At 61.5% G+C, this 17,327-nt stretch carries 19 protein-coding genes and 2 pseudogenes; 12 read left to right on the top strand and 9 right to left on the bottom strand.

Features of this window, described 5'->3' with window-relative positions; translation table 11 throughout:
• Window positions 1-167: 167 nt before the first annotated feature.
• The 3 genes from PYR65_RS17130 to PYR65_RS17120 form a co-directional block, all read right to left on the bottom strand.
• Entirely contained in the window at window positions 168-371 is a 204-nt protein-coding gene (locus tag PYR65_RS17130; protein WP_276118840.1) for a hypothetical protein, read from the bottom strand.
• A gap of 136 nt (window positions 372-507) precedes the next feature.
• Window positions 508-675 carry a Thivi_2564 family membrane protein gene (locus PYR65_RS17125; RefSeq protein WP_156383265.1) on the bottom strand — a complete coding sequence of 56 codons (168 nt, stop codon included), beginning with the start codon at window positions 673-675 and terminating at the stop codon, window positions 508-510.
• A gap of 179 nt (window positions 676-854) precedes the next feature.
• The gene (locus PYR65_RS17120) at window positions 855-1,895 is read right to left on the bottom strand and encodes a zinc-dependent alcohol dehydrogenase family protein (RefSeq protein WP_276118839.1); all 1,041 of its coding nucleotides are present in this window, start codon (window positions 1,893-1,895) and stop codon (window positions 855-857) included.
• A gap of 161 nt (window positions 1,896-2,056) precedes the next feature.
• Here PYR65_RS17120 and PYR65_RS17115 point away from each other — a divergent pair, with 161 nt between their 5' ends.
• The 3 genes from PYR65_RS17115 (at window position 2,057) to PYR65_RS17105 (ending at window position 5,334) form a co-directional block, all read left to right on the top strand.
• Window positions 2,057-2,953 carry a branched-chain amino acid aminotransferase gene (locus PYR65_RS17115; RefSeq protein ID WP_276118838.1) on the top strand — a complete coding sequence of 299 codons (897 nt, stop codon included), beginning with the start codon at window positions 2,057-2,059 and terminating at the stop codon, window positions 2,951-2,953.
• A gap of 168 nt (window positions 2,954-3,121) precedes the next feature.
• The gene (locus PYR65_RS17110; protein WP_276118837.1) at window positions 3,122-4,189 is read left to right on the top strand and encodes a D-alanyl-D-alanine carboxypeptidase family protein; all 1,068 of its coding nucleotides are present in this window, start codon (window positions 3,122-3,124) and stop codon (window positions 4,187-4,189) included.
• A gap of 194 nt (window positions 4,190-4,383) precedes the next feature.
• Entirely contained in the window at window positions 4,384-5,334 is a 951-nt protein-coding gene (locus PYR65_RS17105) for an MYG1 family protein (RefSeq protein WP_276118836.1), read from the top strand.
• Window positions 5,335-5,344: 10 nt separating this feature from the next.
• Here PYR65_RS17105 and PYR65_RS17100 read toward each other — a convergent pair whose 3' ends face one another.
• From PYR65_RS17100 to PYR65_RS17090, 3 genes are all read right to left on the bottom strand, one after another.
• Window positions 5,345-6,160, bottom strand: coding sequence for a COG3904 family protein (locus PYR65_RS17100; protein WP_407951246.1), 816 nt, complete (start codon window positions 6,158-6,160; stop codon window positions 5,345-5,347).
• Window positions 6,157-7,437: a hypothetical protein gene (locus PYR65_RS17095; protein ID WP_060639873.1), complete on the bottom strand. Its 1,281-nt coding sequence runs from the start codon at window positions 7,435-7,437 to the stop codon at window positions 6,157-6,159. The genes PYR65_RS17100 and PYR65_RS17095 overlap by 4 nt, the downstream gene beginning before the upstream one ends.
• A gap of 82 nt (window positions 7,438-7,519) precedes the next feature.
• The gene (locus PYR65_RS17090; RefSeq protein ID WP_276118835.1) at window positions 7,520-8,026 is read right to left on the bottom strand and encodes a hypothetical protein; all 507 of its coding nucleotides are present in this window, start codon (window positions 8,024-8,026) and stop codon (window positions 7,520-7,522) included.
• Window positions 8,027-8,041: 15 nt separating this feature from the next.
• Here PYR65_RS17090 and PYR65_RS17085 point away from each other — a divergent pair, with 15 nt between their 5' ends.
• Entirely contained in the window at window positions 8,042-8,227 is a 186-nt protein-coding gene (locus tag PYR65_RS17085) for a hypothetical protein (protein WP_276118834.1), read from the top strand.
• Between the two features lie 40 nt (window positions 8,228-8,267).
• On the opposite strand, the gene PYR65_RS17080 is transcribed toward PYR65_RS17085, so the two are convergent.
• Complete coding sequence (locus PYR65_RS17080; protein ID WP_276118833.1) at window positions 8,268-9,158, bottom strand: dihydrodipicolinate synthase family protein; 891 nt, start codon at window positions 9,156-9,158, stop codon at window positions 8,268-8,270.
• A gap of 104 nt (window positions 9,159-9,262) precedes the next feature.
• A complete protein-coding gene (locus tag PYR65_RS17075) occupies window positions 9,263-9,592 on the bottom strand; it encodes a hypothetical protein (RefSeq protein ID WP_276118832.1) in 330 nt (109 codons plus the stop codon).
• Between the two features lie 245 nt (window positions 9,593-9,837).
• On the opposite strand from PYR65_RS17075, the gene PYR65_RS17070 reads away from it, so the two are divergent.
• The 5 genes and pseudogenes from PYR65_RS17070 (at window position 9,838) to PYR65_RS17050 (ending at window position 14,196) form a co-directional block, all read left to right on the top strand.
• A complete protein-coding gene (locus PYR65_RS17070; RefSeq protein ID WP_276118831.1) occupies window positions 9,838-10,437 on the top strand; it encodes a superoxide dismutase in 600 nt (199 codons plus the stop codon).
• A gap of 519 nt (window positions 10,438-10,956) precedes the next feature.
• Entirely contained in the window at window positions 10,957-11,850 is an 894-nt protein-coding gene (locus tag PYR65_RS17065) for an alpha/beta hydrolase (RefSeq protein WP_276118830.1), read from the top strand.
• Between the two features lie 11 nt (window positions 11,851-11,861).
• Window positions 11,862-12,698, top strand: a pseudogene (locus PYR65_RS17060) (SDR family NAD(P)-dependent oxidoreductase).
• 327 nt (window positions 12,699-13,025) lie between these two features.
• Window positions 13,026-13,871 (top strand): metallophosphoesterase, encoded by an 846-nt coding sequence (locus PYR65_RS17055; protein ID WP_276118829.1) that lies wholly within the window; start codon window positions 13,026-13,028, stop codon window positions 13,869-13,871.
• A 94-nt stretch (window positions 13,872-13,965) separates the two neighbouring features.
• Window positions 13,966-14,196: a hypothetical protein gene (locus tag PYR65_RS17050; protein ID WP_276118828.1), complete on the top strand. Its 231-nt coding sequence runs from the start codon at window positions 13,966-13,968 to the stop codon at window positions 14,194-14,196.
• Window position 14,197: 1 nt separating this feature from the next.
• On the opposite strand, the gene PYR65_RS17045 is transcribed toward PYR65_RS17050, so the two are convergent.
• Entirely contained in the window at window positions 14,198-14,914 is a 717-nt protein-coding gene (locus tag PYR65_RS17045; protein ID WP_276118827.1) for a helix-turn-helix transcriptional regulator, read from the bottom strand.
• 136 nt (window positions 14,915-15,050) lie between these two features.
• Here PYR65_RS17045 and PYR65_RS17040 point away from each other — a divergent pair.
• From PYR65_RS17040 to PYR65_RS17030, 3 genes and pseudogenes are all read left to right on the top strand, one after another.
• Window positions 15,051-15,681: pseudogene (locus PYR65_RS17040) on the top strand (LysE family translocator).
• A 183-nt stretch (window positions 15,682-15,864) separates the two neighbouring features.
• The gene (locus PYR65_RS17035; RefSeq protein WP_060639884.1) at window positions 15,865-16,302 is read left to right on the top strand and encodes a c-type cytochrome; all 438 of its coding nucleotides are present in this window, start codon (window positions 15,865-15,867) and stop codon (window positions 16,300-16,302) included.
• Between the two features lie 107 nt (window positions 16,303-16,409).
• Window positions 16,410-17,327 carry a c-type cytochrome gene (locus PYR65_RS17030; RefSeq protein WP_276118826.1) on the top strand — a complete coding sequence of 306 codons (918 nt, stop codon included), beginning with the start codon at window positions 16,410-16,412 and terminating at the stop codon, window positions 17,325-17,327.

Here is a 17,327-nt window from a genome sequence, read left to right as displayed (position 1 = left end):
GGCGGGGGAAGAGGGATTTTGCGGCGTGATGTCCGGCTTGTGCCGGTGTGCCGCAACGGGCCATCCGGTCCGCAACGGGACATAGGAGCGGGGGTAGCAAAGCTTATGAAAACACAACATACAACAAGGAGGCCCTTTCGGCCCCCGGCAACATCAGCAGCGCGCCGCTATTTCTTCTTCGCGGCAGCCTTCTTTACAGGCTTGGCTTCCGTCGGTTCCTGGGCAAGCCGCAGGGCTTTCAGCATTGCGGTTTTCTTGTTTCGTGCCGCCAGCTCCGTGTTGATGATATGCAGAGCCGCCGCAGAGGTTTCGTCCGGGCTGCGCCGCACGGTTGGCTTGACGGCGGTCTTCGTGTCATTTTTGCTGGTCAATCTGTACACTCACTTTGCAAAACTGGTGGGGCGCAAAACTGGTAGCGCGCAAATCTGATGGTGCGCACATCTGATGGGGACGGTCTGAACCGGCGATCCCCAAAAGCAGGTGACGGGAGATTACTCTCCCGTTGCGCTAGAAGACAGCGAGATATTTCAAGAGCGAAATAACGCCGATGATGATCACGATGATCTGGACGATCTGCTTGGCGCGGCCATCGATCGGCAGGCGCGCAATAAGATACAAAACAAGTACGATGACGAGAAACGTGATCAAGATACTGATCAGCGCGGAAGATGCCATTTATCCCACTCCTAAAAAAACCCGCTTTAACGCGGTAAAACGTGAAATAGGGCGCTGATCGATTTTGGGAAGCTGCCGCCGGCAGAATATAATCGTACGGTGATATAGAGGCGAACGGCAACGCTGCTCCGGTTGCGGGAGCGTGCCACCGGTTCAGAGACACGGCCTCGATCTTGAGCTCAGAACCGCGTGATGACGCTGATGCCGAGGTCCTGCGCCGTATCCAGCGTCGTCAGCGCCGGCACCGCTTCTTCCAGGCTGATATGGCGGCCGATCAGTTTTTGCGGGTTGAGCTTGCCGGTTTCAAGCATGGCCATCATCGCCCCGTAGCGCCAGGCCTGCATGCCGTGGCTGCCGTAGATTTCCAGCTCGTGGCCGATCACCTGGGCCATCGGGATCTGCGGGCTGGAATGATCGCCGAGCATCAGCCCGACCTGAACATGGCGGCCGCGGCGGCGCAGGTTCTTGATCGAGTTGAAGCAGGTGACGGGCGAGCCGAGCGCGTCGATCGAGACATGCGCGCCGCCTTTGGTGATGTCGCGTACGGCTTCGGCCACATCGCCGGTGACGCTGCCATCGATGGTGGCGACCGCGCCGATCTCGCGGGCAAAGGAAAGTTTCGTCTCGGAAATATCGATCGCGATCACATTGGCGCCCAGCGCGGTTGCGATCATGATCGCCGACAGGCCGACCCCGCCGCAGCCATGCACCGCCACCCACTCGCCGCCGCGCACGCGGCCCTGATCGACAATGGCGCGGAACGACGTGGCAAACCGGCAGCCAAGGCTGGCGGCGGTGGCATAGTCGAGCGTTTCGGGGAGATGCACGAGATTCTGGTCGGCAAAATCGATCGCGACATATTCGGCAAACGAGCCCCAATGGGTAAAGCCCGGCTGGAACTGGTTGGCGCAGACCTGCTGATTGCCGGAATGGCACTCGCCGCAGCGGCCGCAGCCGGACACGAACGGCACGGTCACCCGGTCGCCCACCTTGTAGCGCAGCACGCCCTTGCCGGTTGCAGCGACCGTGCCGGCCAGTTCGTGGCCCGGCACATGCGGCAGCGCGATATCGGCATCATGCCCCATCCAGCCATGCCAGTCGCTGCGGCAAAGCCCGGTCGCCTCGACCTTGATGACGACGCCATCCTCGCCCGGCACCGGATCGGGCAGCACGCGGATCTCCGGCGTCTTGCCGAAGGCGTCGTAATACATGGCTTTCATCGAACAGGTCCTTTTGCTTCTGGCGGCACACTATGCGAGGCCCAGTTTGCGATCCAGATTGGACGGCATGACTTTTTTTGATGTACCTATTTACCCCACTTGTCGATTTTCCGGTTATGCCCGGACAAAGAAAGTCAAACAAAGACGAATAGGAGACCATCATGGCCGTCGATACATCCGCGCGCAGCACCACCTGGACCTATGTCGATGGCGAGTGGCTTTCGGGCAATCCGCCGCTGATCGGCCCGACCTCGCATGCCATGTGGCTGGGCTCGACGGTGTTTGACGGCGCCCGCTGGTTTGACGGAATCGCGCCCGATCTTGATCTGCATTGCCAGCGTATCAACCGCTCGGCCCTGGCGCTCGGCCTGAAGCCGGTGGTCACGGCAGAGGATATCGAGGCGCTGGCCTGGGAGGGCGTGAAGAAATTCGACGGCCAGACCGCCATCTATATCAAGCCGATGTATTGGGCCGAACATGGCATGCCCGGCAGCGTCGTTGCCGCCGATCCCGATTCGACCCGCTTTGCGCTGAGCCTGTTCGAAGCGCCGATGGGCGAGGGGCCGGCAGGCAAGGGCGGCCAGTCGCTGACCATCTCGCCCTTTCGCCGCCCGACGATCGAATGCATGCCGACCGACGCCAAGGCCGGCTGCCTTTATCCCAACAATGGCCGCATCCTGATGGAGGCCCGCGCCCGCGGCTTTTCCAATGCGCTGGTGCGCGACATGCTCGGCAATATCGCCGAAACCGGCTCCTCCAACATCTTCATGGTCAAGGACGGCGTCGTCTTCACGCCCGCCTCCAACAAGACCTTCCTGGCCGGCATCACCCGCTTCCGCGTCATGGCGCTTTTGCGCGACGCCGGCTTCGACGTGGTCGAGACGTCGCTGACGCTTTCTGATTTCGAAGGCGCCGACGAGATCTTCACGTCGGGCAACTATTCCAAGGTCGTGCCCGTCACCAAACTCGAAGACCGCGACCTCCAACCCGGCCCGATCGCCGCAAAGGCCAAGGACCTCTACATGGACTGGGCGCATTCCTCGGCTTCGGATTTGTAAGGCGTTGCAAAAAACAGCCATCCGCCTTGCAACGCGGCCGGCCTTTTTGCGTTATGGGGCAGGGCAGGCACGTTGCAGCCCACCCATTTCAGCATGCGCATTCGCAGCAAACGCTTGTCCTTTCGTGGTGCATCATGGCATGAGGACGTCTTTCGCGGAGACTGGCAGATGACCGGAAGCATTTTGGCCGGATGGCATTGGAAAAAATGGGCGTTGATGGCCTCGCTTTTGCTGGCGGCGCCTGTTCTGTGCGTACCCGCGCATGCAACGCCGGTGCTGGTTGTCGATGCCGATAGCAAGCAGGTGCTGTACCAGGAGGATGCCGGCGTGCCCTGGTATCCGGCCTCGACCACCAAGCTGATGACAGCCTTTGTGGTGTTTGAAGCCTTGCGCTCGGGCGAGGTAACCCTTGCGACCCCCGTCACCATGACCCGCAACGCTACGAAACAGGCCTTCCTCGAATCCGGCCTCACCTTCGGGCGCACGATGACGCTGGAAGATGCGCTTTTTGCCATGATCGCTGCCTCGGCCAATGATGTCGCTGTCGCGGTGGCGGAAGCCTTGGCTCCCGACGAAGCCGGTTTTGTCCGGAAAATGAACGATGCGGCGGTTCGCCTTGGGCTGACCGGCACGCATTTTGCCAATCCCAATGGCCTGTTCAACCGGGAAAACTATACGACCGCCCGCGACCTTGCCATTCTGGGCATGGAAGTGGACCGGCTGTTTCCGCAATATCGCCGGTTCTTCCTCGCCTCGGCGGTCACGATCGATGGCAAGGAGATCAAGTCCAACAATCTGCTCCTGACCCGCTTTTCCGGCACGATCGGCATGAAGACCGGTTTTCTCTGCGCCTCCGGCCGCAATATTGTCGGGCTTGCCGCGCGCAACGGACGCCGCGTGATGGTGGTGGTTTTGGGTGCGACCACGGAGCGCGAGCGCAACGAACGGTCGGCGCAATATCTGACGCAGGCCTTCGACGGCCGGCTGCCGGCCACTGCAGAGCGTGTCGATGCTGTACAAAACCGCATGGATGTGGCGCCGCAGGATATGCGCCTTCGGTTGTGCACCGGCGAGAGCGTCGCCTATGAGGCAAGCCGCAATGCGCTCTACCCGATGGGCCTGCCCGGCAATGAAAGCTATCTGCGCGACGAGATCCCCGGCCAGGTGCACGCGATCAGCACGGCACCGAATGAAAACCTGTCCGACGTGCCGCTGCCTGCAAGGCGCCCTTCATAGCCCGGTTATGAAGGGCCGCTATCGTGAGGGCGATGGACGGTAAACCGGCATCGCTTTGACAGGAAAACCCTCTTCGACGCGTCCAGCACGCCGATGACGGGTTGAGATGCCGCCCGGCAATGGCTATCTGGTGCAAACCTCCAAACACTCTCAGACAAAAGCGGACATCCGCAAGCAACAAGGCGTATCCCGGCATGACCCCAGAATTCCTCGTCACCCATTCCGGTGGCTTCCATGCTGACGAACTGTTGTCCAGCGTCATTCTCACACGGCTTTTCCCGCAGGCGCGCATCGTGCGCAGCCGCGCGCCGGAATGGATCACGCCCGGTGAAGACCGGATCATCTACGATGTCGGCGGCGCTTATGATGCCGGGGCGCGCATCTTCGATCACCACCAGCGCGGCGCGCCGCTGCGCGACGACAGCCAGCCCTACAGCTCGTTCGGACTGGTCTGGAAGCATTTTGGCCGCGACTATCTCGCAGCCTCCGGCGTTCCGGACGATCATGCCGCCGATATTCATGCCGCCTTTGATGCAAGCTTCGTGCTGCCCATCGATCTCGTTGACAATGGTGCGCTCAGCCCGTCGGTGGCCGGGCTTCTGGGCGGCCTGACTTTGCCTGTTCTGTTGGAAACGCTGAAACCCGTGTTCGATGAGACGGACCCGGACGCCGACGATCGCGCCTTCCATGCCGCACTCGCCATCGCGCGCGCCTTCGTCGAGGCGAGGATCGGTAAGAGCGCTGCGAAATTGCGCGCCGAGGCCCTGGTGCATCAGGCCATCATTGCTGCCGGAACGGGCCACATTCTCGAATTGCCGATGGGCATGCCCTTCCGTCCGGCCATCGTCAAGGCCGGCGCCGATCAGCTCCTGTTCGTCGTCCATCCGCGCGACAAGGATTGGTGCCTGACCACCATCCGCCGCGCCGACGAAGGTTTCGAGGTCCGCGCCGATCTGCCTGCCGCCTGGGCCGGGCTCACCAATGCCGATCTGGAAGCGGTATCCGGCGTGAAGGGCGCAAGCTTCTGCCACAACGGCCGCTTCGTCGCCGCAGCCAAGACGCGCGAGGCGGCACTTGCCATGGCTGATCTGGCGGTTGCCGAGGCGCTTGCGAGCGCCGGCGGTCAGGCGGACGCGGCGGAGTAAACCGCCGCCGCTACTCCTTCACGGCCGCCACCGGCGCGCCGGTATCCGTCGTCAGCGCAAAGTCCTGCAATTCCTCGGGCTTCAGGTAATAGAGCCTGTCCGGGGGTGTTTCCAGCGCGTGCAGCCAGAGGCCGGATTTGATGCCCATCTCTTCCAGATGGCGGCTGACATCGGCTGTGGTGCGCTGTGCATCCGACATTGCCTGTTCGGGGGAAAGCTTTTCCTTCGACCCGTTGAAGATCTGGTGAACGCCGATGACGGCGCCTTTTTCGGCCTCGCGGGTCAGGCCGCCGGCCATGACGATCGGGCATGAGGAGGCGCAGAGCGCGCCGGCCGCCACCCGCGTGCCGAGCTTTTTCTCCCGGATCAGCTTCGACATGGCGAGCGCATCGCCCACAGACCCTCCGGGGGAATTCAAGAGTACGGTTTTCACATATTCGCCGCGTGCCTCGATCTCGCCGGCAAACCGCCCTGCGGCCCCCGGCTCGATCGAGCCTTCGGCCAGAAGGATGCCGCCGGGCTTGAGCTCGAAGCGGATCGCCTGTTTCAGCGTGCCGGGATCGGCGGTGATTTCGGAGGGCGCATTTTGCGGCTCGCCCTCGGTCAGCGCCGGCGGCAAAACGGGGGCTGTTTCCGGCTGCACCGGGTCGAAGCCGGGATGGGCCTGGTTGGCGGTGTTCAGCTCGCTCCAGTCGATGACGATGAAGACCAGCGATGTGACCACCAGCCCGTGAAAGAAATGGCGCATCAGCATGCCGTCATTGGCCGACAGCAGATAGGTTTTCAGCCGCTGTCCGAACCCTTGCAGCCGGGCGCTCGCGGTCATTTGCGCGGACCTTTGCCGGCAAGGTCGAGATTGGTGATGTTGGATTGCTCGCGTGCTTCCGCCTCGCTGAGCGCCGTCTGGATATCGAAGCCGCTGCGCTGCAGCGCCTTTTGCACCTCGAGCGCTTCCAGCAGTTCGGCTGCGGTGATGCGTTCGGCAAAGGGCAGGCTCTGTTCCTGCCGCCGCAGTGCCGCATGCGCGATCGACAGCATGAAGACGAGAACGGCAGGCAGAAGATCGATGGCGATGGCGCCGGCCCAGCTTGGAATGAAATCGGATGCATAGCGCAACACGGCGGCAGCCGAAGACAAAGGCACGAAGCGGCGCTCTCCGACAGGCTCGCGGGTCAGGATCTGGTCGGCGGCTTCCGAAAGCACCTTGGATTGCGCGGCCACCGAGGTGCGGATGGTTTCCATCACCTGATCCTGCCGGTTGGCAAGATCCGCCTCCAGGCCGCTGGCAACCGGCGCAATGAAGCCGAGCGACAGGTCTTCGGCCGCGCGCTTGACGGAGGCTGCGATCGACGTCTGCTCCAGCGCGGTGATCGTGCCGGTCAGCGCTACGGCTTCGGCGGCAAACTGGTCGGCGCGCGGATCGATGGCGCCGGGTGCGGAAACGAGGCCGCGCATGGTGGCCAGATGCGCACGGCCCTCGTCGAACAGGGTGGTGACGCGCTCGCGCGAGGCGGTAATGCCGGTTTCCAGCTCGTTCAGCTGCGCTGCCATCTGTCCAAGCAACTGCACGACGCTGCCCGCACCCGTCGTGCCGGTCAGGGCGCCGCTTTCGCGCTCCTGATCGGAAAGGCGCTGGAAGCGTTCGGAGGTGCGCTGGATATCCGGCAACAGGCTTTGGGCGGCAAGGGCATTCTGGTGGGCGCGGTCGAGATCGGCGGTATAGTCCTCGACCGTTTCGGCCAGATGCTGTTCGAGCGCGGCCGAGCCTGCAAGTGCGGCCGCATTCAGCCAGCTCGCCATGGCGATGATCATCAGGCATCCCAGCGCCATGATGCCGAGCATCGCGGTCCGGGCCGCAGCCCCGATAATATGCGGATAAAACCGCGCCATATAGGTCCAGAAGGCATAGATCGCCACCGAGACGGCGCAGGAATAAATCAGTGCCGCAAAGAACACGGCGGTTGCGGAACCATCGAGAATCGAGCGGACGCCGAGATAAGTATAGACCCCCGATGCCAGCGCCAGCGTGGCAAGGGCAAAGCGTGTCATGGTCTCGACGGCCTCGATGCCGTCCTGCAAGCGATGCGATGCGCCAAGCGCCATGGTGTTTCTCCGGCTGGGGGTGGCTTAACAAACCCTTAAAATACCGGCGAAATCAAGGCTTGAAGCGCTTTGACCGAATGTCTCAGGCGGGCAGGGCGGATGAGCCCGCGCGGCGGTGCATGATAAAGGCCTGAAGACAGATGCCGGCAAGGAAAATCACGGCCCAGATCGCGGTGACCGTCTGTACCGGCGGCGAATCCGGACCGTTGCCGATCGGGCTTGAGGGCGGCAGGCGCGACAGGGTTTCGTTGATGCCCGGGATCATCAGGAGAAAGAAGGTGAACGACATCGACAGCGCCTGCAGATAGCGGTTGAGACGACCGAACCAGCCGAGTTTGCCGATGACGATGGAAAAGATCACCGCCGCCATGGCGATGATGCCGATCGCATGCCCCGCATTGAAACCGCCGGTGCTCGAAAGCCCGAACGAGGTGATCGCCGAGAGAAACAGCGTGATGATGTAGATCCGGCCGGAATTAGATTTCGGCACGATGGCGGCATATTTGGAAAAGGAATAGAGCCCCGCGACAATGGGCGCGACGCTGATGATGGTATGGACGATGCCGAGCGTGGACAGTGGATTGGCCATGAAACTTCCCCTTGAATGATCAGAATCAATGCGCAGAAAAATCAGCCGGTTCGCCGTCAGCCGGGCGCAGATGCGCCAGTGGCTGCGGCTTTATGGGATTTTGATCATTTCGGGCGATCAGCGCAATCGAAATCCTATGCCGCTTGGCCGTACAAGGGAATGGACCGGCAGGGTATTCATTATAGTCTATGTCCCAAATGACCTATCGACTGCCGAGAAAATTGACGTCTTCAGCAGCCTGCTAAACCCCCGCCAAAACCTCAAGCGCCGCCTTCACCCTTGCCCGGTCAGTCTGCGATATCGGGCGGATCGGCAGCGGCGGATCGAACGTGCTGAGTTCCAGGAGGTTGGCGATGGCATGCACGGTGCGGTAGCTGCTCAGTTCGCGAAACAGCGTCCAGAGCGGCTCGAACAGTGCATTGATGCGCTGAACCTCAGCGCGGTCACCGGCCTCTGCGGCCCGCATCAACTTGACGGCGGGCTCCGGCAGGATGCCGGCGACGACGCTGTACCAGGCCACGCCTCCGGCCAGGATAGCATCGGCCACCAGCCAGTCGCCGCTATAGCCGACGGCGAAACCGGCGGGAACGGCCGATAGCGTTGCCTGATGGGCGGCGGCGATATCGGCAGCGGGCAGCGCCGGGTTTTTGACGGCGGCGATGGAGGGGATGGCCGAAAGCCTTGATAGAAGCGCCGGGCTGATGGAGAAATGCGTGGTGCCGGGATTGTTGTAGATGCAGAGTGGCAGCTGCGTCGCTGCAGCGACGGCTGAAAAATGCTCGAACACCTCGTCGTCGCCAAGCGGCGTATAGGAAACGGGCGCAAGCAGAAGCCCCTGAGCGCCGGCATCGCGGGCATCCTGTGCCAGCGCCACCGCCTCGTCGGTCCGCAACGCGCCGACGCCAACGATCACAGGCGTGCGGCCGGAAAGGCAATCGGCGGCGGCCTTAATGGCGCGGCGCTTTTCCGCCCGGCTCAGATACATGTAGGAGCCGGTGCTGCCCAGGAGGCCGATCGAATCGGCCCCCGCAGCGTCGATGCGCTTGAGAAGAGCGCTTAGCGCCCCGGTATCGACGCGGCCGGCCGCGTCGCTCGGGGTAATCGGAAAGGCGGACAGGCCATGAAACAGCATATCGGGTCTCGCGCGTAATCAATCGTTCCGCCAAGCTGTGACCATCCGCCTGTCGAAGGTCAATGGCGCGATTGTCCCGGTATCATTTTCGTATCATTTTCGCGTCATTTCGCCTTGGCTTTCAGCATGTCTTCGGTCAATTCTCCGCCAAGCTCCACGGTCTTGCTCTGCTTGTTGTAGACGCAGATCTGCGTGATCTTTCCCTTGGCGCCCTTGGGCTTGCCGCTGACCAGCGCCAGGCCGAAGCTTTCCGAGCCGAACGGATCGACGGCAGCCCTCGGTTTTTCGATGGATCCGGCCGCAGCCTTCAGGCATTTCGCCGAAACGTCCGCGCGCATCACGTCCCAGGCATCATCGGATGACGCGGTGGCAACCGATGGCAAAAGGCCAGCGGCGAGAAGAGCGATCACGGCGGTGCGAGTGTGAAAAGACATCTGATTTCCTTGCGTTATGACATGTATGGACGGCATCGACCCTGTAAGACGATCATGTCCATTCTGTGCCCGGCGCATCCCTGTGGAACATTCCGGCGGTGAAAGTATTTTCCATACCTGTGGCGAAATTTGGCATGGTGCCGGTTGCCTGTTGCAGCGGTGGTCCCTATGTTCCGCCTCACAGATTTCTTTCATGAATTCCAACCCGGCTTTCATGGACCCCGCCAACAAGAGGAGATACCATCATGGCTTTCGAATTGCCGAACCTGCCTTACGACTACGACGCGCTGGCGCCCTACATGTCGCGCGAAACGCTCGAGTATCACCACGACAAGCATCACCTGGCTTACGTGACCAACGGCAACAAGCTGGCTGAAGAAGCCGGTCTGGCCGATCTGTCGCTGGAAGACATCGTCAAGAAATCCTACGGCACCAACCAGCCGCTGTTCAACAATGCAGGCCAGCATTACAACCACCTGCATTTCTGGAAGTGGATGAAGAAGGGCGGCGGCGGCACGCAGCTGCCGGGCAAGCTCGACGCAGCCATCAAGTCCGATCTCGGCGGCTACGACAAGTTCCGCAGCGATTTTCTCGCGGCCGGCGCTGGCCAGTTCGGCTCGGGCTGGGCCTGGCTCTCCGTCAAGGGCGGCAAGCTGGAAATCTCCAAGACCCCGAACGGTGAAAACCCGCTGGTCCACGGCGCATCGCCGATCCTCGGCGTCGATGTCTGGGAACATTCCTACTATATCGACTACCGCAACGCCCGCCCGAAGTACCTCGAAGCCTTCGTCGACAGCCTGATCAACTGGGATTACGTGCTCGAGCTTTACGAAAAAGCCGCATAAGATTTTTCAGGTCTGAATTTCGATGAAACCCGGCAGCGATGCCGGGTTTTTTCGTGGCTGGCAAACCCGAACTTTAAGTGTTTGACGAGAGCGATACCCCACTCCGTCATTCCCGCCCTTGTGGCGGGGATACAGTGACCTGACCTCTGCCGGGTCAAAAGACTCTTTCAGCTCAAGGACTTGAGCTGGGAAAGGCACAGGAATGACAGAGCATTGCGCACTTGCACAATTCCTCACATTACCGGCTCAATACCCAGAAAATTACGTCATCCGCACTCTCAATCCGGCGGCGATTCTGTTTTTTTCGTCCAACCACAAACCTCTACCTCCGATAGAGGCCCCGATTGCGAAACTCGACCTTTGGCACAGCCATAGCGAGCAATTTTGTTTGACTTGCGTGTAGTTTTTCCTCTATGCAACTCATATCCGGCAATCAGCAGCGACCGGGTGCCGGCGCGTTGAGGAATGGCGCGCCCAGGGGAGGCGCTGCTGGACCATGCTGTCACATAGGCGAGGACCTTGACCACACACCGCCTGGACGTTGAATTCTATTCCGATGGCACGCGCTGCAGGGCGTGGCTCTACCTGCCGGACAATGCAAAGCCGGCCCCTGTCGTCGTGATGGCCCATGGTCTGGGCAGCGTCCGCACGATGCGGCTCGATGCCTATGCAGAGCGTTTCAGCACGGCCGGTTATGCCTGCCTGGTGTTCGACTACCGGCATTTCGGCGACAGCGACGGCGAGCCCCGTCAGATTGTCGATGTGAACAAGCAACTGCAGGACTGGAAAGCGGCCATCGCCTTTGCGCGCGGCCGCAGCGATGTGGATGCGGGACGCGTGATCCTGTGGGGCACATCTTTCAGCGGAGGCCATGTCATCGCCGTCGCTGATCAGACCGTCAAGGCCGTGGTGGTCCAGTGCCCCTTCACCAGTGGGCTGGCCTCAAGCTTTGCCGTTGCGCCGATGACATCGATCAGGATCTCCATCGCGGCACTCCGGGACATCATCGGCTCCTGGCTGGGGGCAGCACCTGTCACCGTGGCGCTGGTTGGAAAGCCGGGCTCGACGGCCCTGATGTCGGCGCCCGATTGCGAAAGCGGCTATCTGCGCCTTGTTCCCGATGAAGAGCGCGGCCGGTTCCGAAACGCGGTCGCCGCGCGGATCGCACTCCAGCTCTTCTTTCATGCGCCGGGCAAAAGGGTGGCGCACCTGGATTGCCCGGTGCTGTTCTGTGTCTGCGCCAGCGATACGGTGGCGCCATCCGGCGCCACGCTGCGCCATGCCCGCCGTGCCCGGAAAGGCGAGATCAGGATCTACCAGGAGGGGCATTTCGACATTTACACCGGTGAGGCCTTTGAGCGGGCGACCGGCGATCAGATCGGCTTCCTTTCCCGCACCGTTCCCGTGATCTGAAGGAAAAAGACATGGCTCACTACGATCTCAACGGGCGCGTTGCCGTCATTACCGGTTCGACCGGCGGCCTTGGCACGGCCGTCTGCGCGGCGCTGATCGCCAAGGGCGCAAAAGTCGGCTTGTTCGACATGGACGAGGCTGCGGTCAAGGCGCAGGCGTCCACCTTGGGCGCCAATGCGCGGGGCTGGAAAGTGGATGTCCGGTCGCTGGACTCGCTCCAGCAGGCCATGGATGAAGCAGCAGACCATTTTGGCGGCATCGATGTGGTCATCGCCAATGCGGGGATCACCGCATTCGAACCGCTTGACACCGTAGACCCCGGACATTTCGAGCGGGTGGTCGATGTCAACCTTCTCGGGGTGTGGCGAACCTTCCACGCCGCCGCCGGGCATGTCCAGAAGCGCAAGGGTTATCTGATGGCGATCTCGTCGATGGCCGCCTTCAGCCATTAGCCTCTCCAGGCAGCCTACACGGCGAGCAAGGCTGGCGTCTGGGCAATGTGCAACAGCATCCGGCTGGAACTGCGTCATTCGGGCGTCGGGGTCGGCAGCGTCCATCCGACGTTTTTCAAAACGCCGATGATGGAAAGAACGTTCAACGATCCGGCCGGCAAACAGATCTGGAACGGAAACACCTCGGTGTTTTTTAAGATGGCGCCGCTCGAAGACGTCGTGAAGGGCATCGTGAAAGGGATCGAAAAGCGTTCCGAAATGATCTTCGTGCCGCGCAACAATTCGCTGGTCGCGCATCTGCCCCGGTTCTTCCGGAAAGTGATCGAGACGTTCGAATTCAAGGACGATGCGGTTGCCGCCATGATCAAGGCGGCAAAGTCAGCGCCACCGAAATAAGGTTCCGGTCGAAGCCGGGGTCGATGACAGGTCAGGGTGCTAACGCAGGTATTGATCCGGTTGCCAAAACTCCCCTCATCCTCGCCCTTGTGGCGAGGATCCAGTGACCCGACGTCTGTCGGGTCAAAAGACTCTTTCAGCTCAAGGACTTGAGCTGGCTGGATTCCTGTGACAGGCACAGGAATGACGGGGCGTTTGGTAGCGCTTTCGTCAAACGCTGGCAACGCCACTGGCGAAGGCCGTCAGCGGATCCGGAGCACTTCGTTCAAGCAGAGAGCCAACCTTCCTGTCACCCCTCCGTCACAGACCTGATCTAATCAGCGGCGCATGACATACACATCCTCCCCCATCCTGCGCTTCGGCATCATCGCCGATCCGCAATATGCCGATATCGCGCCGCACACGGCAATGAACCGGCATTATGCAAGCAGCCTTGCCAAGCTCACTGTGGCCATTGACGTGTTCAATGCGACGGAGCTCGATTTCGTCATGACGCTTGGCGATATTATTGACCGCGACTGGAAGAGTTTCGACGATATCCTGCCGGTCTATCGGCCGCTGCGCCACAAGGCGCTGTTCCTGCTCGGCAATCATGATTTTGCCGTGGCGCCGGAATATCTGGGCGCAGTCGCAGAACGGCTGGGCATGCCCGGCCGCTATTATGATTTTGCCATCGGCCGCTTTCGGTTCGTTGTGCTGGATGGCAGCGATATCTCTACCTTTTCCGCCCCTCCCGGTGATCCGCGCACGGTGCTGGCAACGGAGCGGCTCGCAGCGCTTGTGGAAGATGGCGCCATCAACGCCCAGACCTGGAACGGCTCGCTGAGTGAAACGCAATTCGCATGGCTGGCAGGCGTCATGGAGACGGCGCAGGCAAGCGGCGAGACCGTGTTCGTCTTCGGTCACTACCCGCTCTTCCCGCCCAACAGCCACAATATGTGGGACAGCGAGCGTATCATCGCGCTCATCACCGGTTTTGCCTGCTTTCGCGGCTATTTCAACGGCCATAATCACGAGGGCAATTTCGGCGCGGTCGATGGCCGTCCGTTCGTCACGTTCAAGGGCGTGGTCGATACGCCCGATGAAAACACCTTTGCGATCGTCGATGTCTTTGAGGACCGGATCGAGATCAACGGATTTGGCCGGGAAGAAAGCCGGGTGCTGAGCGCATAGGCGTCATGGCGGTTGCGGGTAAATTTGCGGACGGATGCGCCGTTTTGCCAAGTCGCGCGTTTAGCAGGTATCGAAACCAGCCAAGGAGGCCATCGTGGCGACGACCTTTGACATTTCCGACCTGTCCGAACAGGAATTGACCACTCTGATCGACGAGGCAACGCGCCTTCGCCAGACACGCCGCGACAGCCGGGAACTGGAGCGTCCGACCGCCGTCGATGGCTCCAAGGGCCAGGATGTGCAGGATCCCGATCACGGTGCCATCACCGCACCCACGCCGCGTTCCGTCAAGGAAGAGGCGCCTGCGCATGGCGCCACGAAATAAACTATCTACTCGATGATGGTGGCGGGCCGGGTGGCGGGCTGGTCCGCCATCCGCTGATCCAGCGATCCCGCAATCCATCCCCTTCACCGCGAAAATAGTCCGCGCTCAGACCGCAATTTTCCACCCGGTCTGCACGGAAATTGCGCATTGCCTGGCGCAAGTCGCACCAGGCGACGACGACGGCGGTGGCGGAATAGTAGATCAGCGCCAGGGGCCGGATCGTGCGCTGCGTGGCACGGCCGGCCTCGTCGCGGTAGTCGAGCATCAGTTTCTGCTCGTCGCGGATCGCCCGGCGCACCAGCGCAAGATCAAGTCCCAACGGTGACGGCGCGATCGTGCCCCAGGCGTGCAGCGCCTTGGAGTGCAGGGTCTGGCGCAGCGGCGCCGGTATCGCGCCGGCGATCTTCTGGTTGACGCGGCGCGCCGCCTCCTTCAATTCGTCGTCGCCGGTGCGCTCCAGCAGCGCCAGCGACAGCACGATTGCCTCCGTCTCCTCGATCGAAAACATCAGCGGCGGCAGGTCGAAGCCCGGCCGCATGATATAGCCGATGCCGCGCCCGCCCTCGATCGGCACCCGCATTCCCTGAAGTGCGGCAATATCCCGGTAGATCGAGCGCACCGTCACCTCGAGCGTTCCGGCGATCGTTGCCGCCGTGACGGGCCGGGTTGCAAGCCGCAGGATCTGGATGATCTCAAACAGTCGCGATGCCTTGCGCATGGGCGATTTTCTTTCACCAAGTGAAATGCTCCTGACAGAACCCTGTCAGTTGGTTGAGGCTATAGCATGACGGCAAGCGCTTGAAAAACAAGCGCTGTGTCCAATGCTCATCACTCTTCACCAACGGATAACTGACATGACCTATGCGGAAAATCTCTGGCTATTCTCCACACTCCTCTTCGGCATCATCATCGTTCCCGGCATGGATATGGTCTTCGTGATGGCGAATGCGCTGACGGGGGGACGGGCGTCCGGGCTGACGGCAACCGCCGGCATCATGGCGGGCGGCGTCTTCCACACGCTCTATGCGGCACTCGGCGTCGGCTTCCTCTTGCATCTGGTGCCGCAGCTGTTCAACGTGCTGTTGCTCGCCGGCGCTGCCTATATCGCCTGGATCGGCCTGTCGCTGGCGCGAAGCCATATTTCCATCGCCTCTCGAGCCCGGGGCGCGGCTGTCGCTCTGGGCCAGCTTCCGCCGGGGAGCACTGACAAGCCTCCTCAACCCCAAGGCCTATCTGTTCATGCTGGCCGTCTATCCGCAATTCCTGAAACCTGAGTTCGGTCCGCTGTGGTCGCAGGCGCTGATCATGGCGATCATGATCTCGCTGATGCAGCTTGCCGTTTATGGCAGCCTGGCGCTGGCCGCCGGCCGCAGCCGCGATGTCATCGTCGCGAGCCCCCGCGCGACCGCCATGCTGGGCAAGACAGTGGGCGTGGTTCTGATTGCGGTGGCGGCACTGACGGCGTGGCACGGCTGGATGGCATAGGGCAGTTGACCTAACATGAGTAAAATACTCCTGTTAATTCAAGCTGTTGCGGCGGGTGCAATAATATCGATCTCAAAAAAAAGTTACTTCCCTCGGGATCACAACATGCAATCATGCCCGCGCATCGATTGAGAGAACCGCTTCGCCAGTCCGGGCGGCGTCTCGCCAAAGCTGGAGACTTTGATGAAGCTGAAAATGATACTGACGGCACTCGTGATTGCAGGCTGTGGCGTAAGCGCCGTCATCGCTGCGGATGATCCGGTCAAGGTCCGCGAAGGGCTGATGAAGCAGATCGGCGGATCGATGGGCGCGCTTGCCGGCATCGCCAAGGGCGAAAAGCCCTATGACGCCGAGATCGTCAAGGCGTCGCTGACGACGATCAGCACCAATATCAAGGCGTTTCCGGACCAGTTCCCGGCAGGCTCCGAGGCCAATTCCGAAGCTTCCCCGAAAATCTGGGAGAACATGGACGACTTCAAGGCCAAGGCCGCCAAGCTCGGCGCTGACGCCGATGTGGCGCTTGCCCAGCTTCCGGCAGACCAGGCCGGCGTGGGTGCAGCACTTGGCATTATCGGCAAAAGCTGCGGCGACTGTCATCAGGCCTACCGCGTCAAGAAATGACCCGGCGGGCCTTGCCCCTCACATGTTGATTTTTTGGCGCGCCCGTCCCGGCGCGCCAAATGTGTTTTCCGGATGAGGCAGCCGGATGAAGCGGAAGGAAGAGACCGATGGGTGTCAGGGTTCGAAAACTGGTAACGGCGGTGGTTCTGTTCGGCGCGCTTGCGGGCGGTGCCGCCTGGTTCCTGACCAAGCCCGAGCCGTGGCCGGCCTCCCATTGGGAGGGGCTGGGCGACGCGGATATCGCCAATGGCCAACAGATTTTCTGGGCAGGCGGCTGCACCAGCTGTCACGCGGCGGCGAAATCCGAGGGCGATGCCAAGCTGGTTCTGGCCGGGGGATTGCCGCTCAAAAGCCCGTTCGGCACGTTCCATGTTCCCAATATCTCCCCGGATGAAACCGCCGGGATCGGCAGCTGGACGCTGGCGCAATTCGGCGATGCGATGACGCGCGGCGTCGGCAAGCGGGGCGAACACCTCTATCCATCCTTTCCCTATGGTTCCTATGCCCGCATGACGGCCAAGGATATCAACGATCTCTGGGGCTTCCTCAAAACCCTGCCGAAGAGTACCAATGTCGCGCCGCCGCATGATCTGCCGTTTCCCTACAACATCCGCCTGGCGCTCGGCGGCTGGAAGCTGCTGTTCTTCACCGGCACGCCGCGCGTGAGCCTCGATACCAGCAATCCGAAAATTGCCCGTGGCCAGTATCTGGTCGAAGGCCCCGGCCATTGCGGCGAATGCCACACGCCGCGCAACGGGCTTGGAGGCTTCGAGACCGCGCAATGGCTCGGCGGCGCGCCAAACCCGGAAGGCGAGGGCCGCATCCCCAACATCACGTCAGGTTCAAAAAGCATCGGCGCCTGGAGCGAGGGCGATATCGTCACCTATCTCGAAACCGGCTTCACCCCCGATTTCGATTCGGCCGGCGGCTCGATGGTCGAGGTCCAGCAGAACATGGCAAAACTGCCCGCATCCGACCGCGAGGCGATCGCGGCTTATTTGAAAGCGGTGCCGGCGGTGGAGTAA

It is taken from the genome of Pararhizobium qamdonense (genome assembly GCF_029277445.1).
Classification (GTDB): Bacteria; Pseudomonadota; Alphaproteobacteria; order Rhizobiales; family Rhizobiaceae; genus Pararhizobium; species Pararhizobium qamdonense.
Note: the sequence above shows the minus strand (reverse complement) of the source record. Positions and strands in the feature narration are given on the sequence as shown.